The following is a 5,228-nucleotide window of genomic DNA, read 5'->3' as shown; positions in this document are numbered from 1 at the left end:
GACGGCGGCAGCGGCGGCGGCGGCCTCGTTCGGCGGCAGCAGGGCGGCGATCAGCACGGGCGGGCTCATGCCGGCCCCCCGGCGTGCCGGCGCACGCCCCGCCCCGGACGCCGTCGCGCAGGCTGCCCCGGCGGGCGGGCGGGCTGCCCCGCGCGCAGGCGCACGGCCTGGCCTGGCGGGCGCGGCCGCGTCGGTGCCGGCCGAAACACGCCATCCGTCGGGGCGGACGTCACGCGGCGCTGGTCCAGAAGGCGGGGCCGAGCGGCCGCGCGCCGATGGCCCGCCGCGGCACGTCCCAGTCCCGGCCATCCCCGCCGCATGCCGCCTCCGCCAGCGCGGGCAGCGACGGCAGCAGGTAGTCGGGCGGGAAGGGCGGCCGGTCCGCAATCCCCGCCCAGAACACCGCCAGCAGCGCCACCTCCCGCCGCGGCGCGACGGCCAGGAAGCGGTCCTCCCATGCCAGCGCCGAGAGCGGGTCCAGCCAGCCGGCGCGGTGCGTCATGTGCAGGCTGACGGCGCCCTCGGCCGGGCGCATCGCATGGCCGGCGTCGCACAGCCGCAGCGCCAGCGCGCGATGCGCGGTGATGTCGAGCGCGGGGTCGAAACCGCCGGCGGCCAGGAAGGCGTCGCGCGGCACGGACAGATTCGGCCCCGTCGCCGCGGCCCACAGCGCGCTGCAGCCGGGCGCCGTGCGCAGCGCCGCCATCTCCACCGCATGCATCCGGCGTGGCCCGGCGCCGGGATAGTGGCCGGGCTCGGCGCGGGCCAGCAGCGCGGCGAAATCGCCCGCCACCATCGCGCGCGTCACCCGCAGCCGCGCATGCTCGGCTGCCGGCAGCCGCGCGAAGGACGCCGCGGCGGCGGGAAAGGGCTCCAGCCTGTCCGGGTCGCGCAGCAGCCGGGTCTGGCGCAGATGCCAGGTCTCGCCGCGTCCGAGCGCGCCCGGCGCGGCCGCGTGAAGGGCGGCATGCGCGGCGAGCAGCCCCGGCGCGGCCAGCGTGTCGCCATCCAGGAACAGCAGCCGCGCCGCGCGCGCCGCCGCCGCGCCGGCATTCGAGGCGCGGGAGGGCCCTTGCGGGCTGGCATGGCGCAGCACGCGCAGCTTCAGGGCCGCGGCTGCCGCCGCCAGCACCGCCGGCGTCTCGTCGGTGGAGCCGTCATCCACCACGACGACCTCCTCCGGCCTCGGGTCCTGCGCGGCGAGGGAGGCGAGCGTCAGCGCCAGCCGCGGCGCCTCGTTGCAGGTCCTGACGACGACCGCGGGCAGGCTCATGCCGCGTGCTCCGCCGGGGCGTCAAGGCAGCCCAGATCCTCGAGCACGCGCGCCACCTCCTCGGCGACCAGCCGGCAGCCCTCGGCGGTCATGTGCAGCGCGTCGAACTTCAGCCGCGCTGCCCCGGCCCCGGCCAGCACGCGGTCCACGTCGATCACCGAGACGCCGGTGCGCATCGAGACCTCCGCCAGCGCCAGGTTCAGCCGGCGGATGCGGGTGGAGACGGTCTCGCCCAGCCCGGCCAGGCTGTGCGCCGTCTCGCCCGGCACATAGGCCGAGAGATTGAAGACCAGCACCGGCGCCGCGGTGCGCGCGCGCAGGCGGGCGATGACGCGTTCCAGCGCCGCGGCGGCGGCCTCCGGCGCGGGCGGCGGATCGTGCCGCAGTGTCGCGCGCGCCCAGTCGCGGTCGGCCGGCCCCCAGGCCTCCTTCCGCTCCGCATAGAAGCCCCAGCCGCCTTCCCGGTGGCGCATTGCCCAGGTGGCGAGCTCCTGCTGGATCGAGAGCAGGTAGGCATCGGCCTCCTCCTCGAAGAAGGCGGCGCTGAACTGCGCCGCGGGCGGGTAGGCGCCGAAGGGCAGGGGCCGCGCGGCGAGCGCGGCGGGCACGCGGCCATCGGCCTCGGCCAGCAGGTCGAGCCGCGGATTCGTCTCGTGCCGGATGCGCGCGACCGCGCCGCGGCCGCGCAGCACCTCGTTCAGCCCGTTCCAGGCGACCGCGCCGTTCAGGCGCAGCACATGCAGGGAATCACGCAGGTCGAGGTTGCCCTTGAGGAACAGGCGGAGTCGGCGCGGCGGCCGGCGCGGGGCGGACATGCGCGATGGCTCTGCGGCTACGACGGGCGGCACAAAGTGGCACGGCGCGGTGCCGGCGTGCAAGGGCGCGCGTCACGCATGCTCGGCCCGCTTGCGCAGCCAGACCTGCGGGCCGTGCTCCAGCACCTCGATGAGCGGGGCGTAGATCGCGAGCACGGCGTCGATCGCGGGCTTCGGGGCGCCGCGCCGCGCATCGAGCGGATCGGTCCACAGATAGTCGTCGAAGGCGATCACGCCGCCGATCCGCGCCAGCCGGAAGCCGAGCACCGCATCCTCCAGCACGTCCACCGTGGCGTGGCTGCCGTCGATGTAGACGAAGTCGTAGCTGCCGGGATCGAGCCGCGGCAGCACCTCGCGCGACGCGCCGGGCAGCACCCGGATCTGCGCGCCGCGGCCGGTGCGCGCGACGTTCTCGCGCAGCCGCCGCTGCACGAAGAGATCGACGGCATCGAGCCGCGCTTCGGCATGGCCGAGCAGCGTCTCCGCCATCCAGGTCGTCGCGCGTCCCTCATGCGCGCCGATCTCGAGCAGCCGGCACGGCGTGTCGCGCAGATGGGACAAATGTCGGCGGAAGCGCGGCAGGTTTGCCGTGAACCAGTCCTGCTCGAAGACGTAGGGGGACATCCCGGTCATCGTGTCGCTCCGCCGTTTGCGTCCTGAGAGAGCCTAGCACGGCAAGCAGGCCGGGTTCGGCGGCCCGGCGCATCTTGCCCGGCGGCCTGCCCCGATGCCTATGCTTCCTCGCGGTCCTGGAATTGATTTCGTAATCGTCTGGCTCGCCTCCTTCCCGCGCTCCGGCAACACGCTGCTGCGCCGCAGGCTGCGGGAGATCTTCGGCCTGTCCACTCGGTCCGTCTATGACGACCCCTCCGACATCGGCGCGACGCCCGAGCGGGCGGCGCTCACCGGCCATTTGCGGCATGGCGAGAGCAGCGCGGCCTTCGTCGCGCGCGCCAGGGCGTCGGAGGAGACCTCCCTCGTCAAGACGCACGAACTGCCGGATCCGGCCGACGATTCGCCCGTGATCTACGTGGTGCGCGACGGCCGCTCGGCCGTGGTCTCCTACTGGTACTACCTGGCGCAGGTCCTGCCGCGGGCGCGGAAGGACCGCCTGCTGCAGGAGGTGATGGCGGGCCTCGTCAGGTTCGGCTCCTGGAGCGCGCATGTCGAGGCTTGGCTCGCGCACCCGGCACCGCGGCAGGTGGTGCGCTACGAGGCGCTGGCGGCGCGGGAGCCGGAGACGCTGGTGCGCATCGCCGCCCTGCTGGGCCGGCCGGCGCCGGACGACTTCGCGGCGCTGCACGCCGCCTATCCCGAGTTCTTCCGCCGCGGCGACGACGCGGCGAACATCGGCGAGCTGGAAGCGATCTGTCCCGGCCTGTTCGACCTTCTGCATGGCGAGACCCAGAACCGGCCTGGCTATCCGCCAGCCCGGGTGGTGGGCCGCGAGGCCAGGCGGCAGGAGCTCGAGACCCTGTTCGGCGGAACGCTGCTCCGCGGCGCGGTCGCGGCGTCCGACCGCCGCCGGCCGGACCTCGTGCTGACCGGGGACGGCCCGGTCGCGTCCGCGTCCATCGAGGTGCTGTCGGGCTTCGCGCGGCCGTCCCTCCTGCTCGATGCGGCGGTGGCCCCGTCCAACGCGCGATGGCTCGAGGCGGCGGAGGCCCGGCTGCGCTGCCTGCCGGACCGTCCCGGGCCGCACCGGATCCGCCTGCGCGGCCGGTCCTTGGACCACGCGCTGCGCCTCGTCGTGACGGCCGGAGACACGGTGCTGCTCGACCGCGCGCTGCCCACCGGGACGACGGAGCGCGACCTGCTGATCGTCTTCGACGCCGCTCTCCCGGCCGAGGGCGCCGAGCTGTACCTTGGCCTTCCACCACCCGGACCGCGATCCGGGGCAGGGCTGCTTCTTCCTGCTCGACTGGGCGGCCGAGCCATGCTGAGTGCGGCTCCGGGCTGCCGCGGTCGTCTCGGTCCTGCTACGGTCCGGGCGGGACCGGCCGTGCCCATCCGGCTGGCCGGTCCCGCCAGCGAGAGATGCACGGGACAAGAGGTCGGCGTCCGCCATGACGCATCGCTTTTCGGGAGCGGCGGGAACCGCGGCGTCCGCCGGCCAGCCGTCGCCCGTCCCCGCCGCCGGGCCCCGGGGCCGCGCGCGGTGACCCCGCGCGCCGTCATCCTCCGCGCCGCCGGCGCCCGGCTCGGCGAGGGGCCGGTCTGGGACGCAGCGCGGGGCGTGCTGTGGTGGCTGGACATCCAGGGGCAGCGCCTGCACCGCACCGACCCCACCGACCCGGAGCGCGACGCCGGCTGGCCGCTGCCAGTCGCGCCCGGCTGCCTCGCCATTTGCGAGGATGGCACGCTGCTAGTCGCGATGCAGGACGGTCTGGCGCGCTTCGACCCGGCGCGGGGCGCCCTCTCGCCCCGCCTGCCCTTCGAGACCGACCGCCCCGGCAACCGCAGCAACGACGGCAAGGCCGGGCCGGACGGCGCCTTCTGGGTGGGCACGATGCCCGCGGTCTGGCCGGCCCCGCCGACCGGCGCGCTCTGGCGGCTCTCGCCCGGCCGGCCGCCGCAGCGTGTCCTGGACGGCATCGGCTGCCCGAACGCGCTGTGCTGGAGCCCGGACCGCCATACCCTCTACTTCGCCGACAGCCTCGCGCGGCGGGTCATGGCGCATCCCTTCGACGTGGCGACGGGGCATGTCGGGGCGGGGCGCGTGCTGCTCGACCTCGCCGAATCGCCGGCCGGCCTGCCCGCCGGCGCGGCGCCCGATGGCGCGACGGTCGATGCCGCGGGGAGGATCTGGGTCGCCATCTGGGATGGCGGCTGCGTGCTGGCGCTGACCCCGGCCGGCGAGGTGGCCTGCCGGCTCGACCTGCCGGCGCGGCGCCCGACCTGCCCGGCCTTCGGCGGACCGGGCCTGCGCACGCTGTTCGTCACCAGCGCGCGGCTCGGGCTGCCCGTGCCGACCGAGGCCGATGGTGCGCTGCTCGCCATCGCCGACACCGGCGCGGAGGGCATGCCGGAGCCCCGCCTGGCCTGGCCCGCCGCCCTGCCGCCGCGCCTGGCCGATGCCGCCGGGGCCGGGTGGCGATGACGGCCCGCCTCGTCCCTGCCGCCGCCGGCGCGCCCGGCTT

4 protein-coding genes are annotated in these 5,228 nt (G+C 76.1%); 1 reads left to right on the top strand and 3 read right to left on the bottom strand.

The genetic code is table 11. The annotated features are described in order from the left end of the window. Positions 1-229: 229 nt before the first annotated feature. From HEQ75_RS27450 to HEQ75_RS27440, 3 genes are all read right to left on the bottom strand, one after another. Entirely contained in the window at positions 230-1,273 is a 1,044-nt protein-coding gene (locus tag HEQ75_RS27450) for a glycosyltransferase family A protein (RefSeq protein WP_168035306.1), read from the bottom strand. Further along, positions 1,270-2,088: a GDSL-type esterase/lipase family protein gene (locus HEQ75_RS27445; protein ID WP_168035305.1), complete on the bottom strand. Its 819-nt coding sequence runs from the start codon at positions 2,086-2,088 to the stop codon at positions 1,270-1,272. Before HEQ75_RS27445 ends, HEQ75_RS27450 begins: the two co-directional genes overlap by 4 nt. Before the next feature lie 72 nt (positions 2,089-2,160). Continuing rightward, positions 2,161-2,721 (bottom strand): class I SAM-dependent methyltransferase, encoded by a 561-nt coding sequence (locus HEQ75_RS27440; RefSeq protein WP_168035304.1) that lies wholly within the window; start codon positions 2,719-2,721, stop codon positions 2,161-2,163. 94 nt (positions 2,722-2,815) lie between these two features. Between HEQ75_RS27440 and HEQ75_RS27435 the strand changes: the two genes are divergently transcribed. After that, positions 2,816-5,188, top strand: a complete 2,373-nt coding sequence (locus HEQ75_RS27435) for an SMP-30/gluconolactonase/LRE family protein (RefSeq protein ID WP_168035303.1) — start codon at positions 2,816-2,818, stop codon at positions 5,186-5,188. The last annotated feature ends 40 nt before the right edge of the window (positions 5,189-5,228 follow it).

Source organism: Falsiroseomonas selenitidurans, assembly GCF_012103215.1.
Classification (GTDB): Bacteria; Pseudomonadota; Alphaproteobacteria; order Acetobacterales; family Acetobacteraceae; genus Falsiroseomonas; species Falsiroseomonas selenitidurans.
This window is presented reverse-complemented; position numbering and strand designations above follow the sequence as displayed.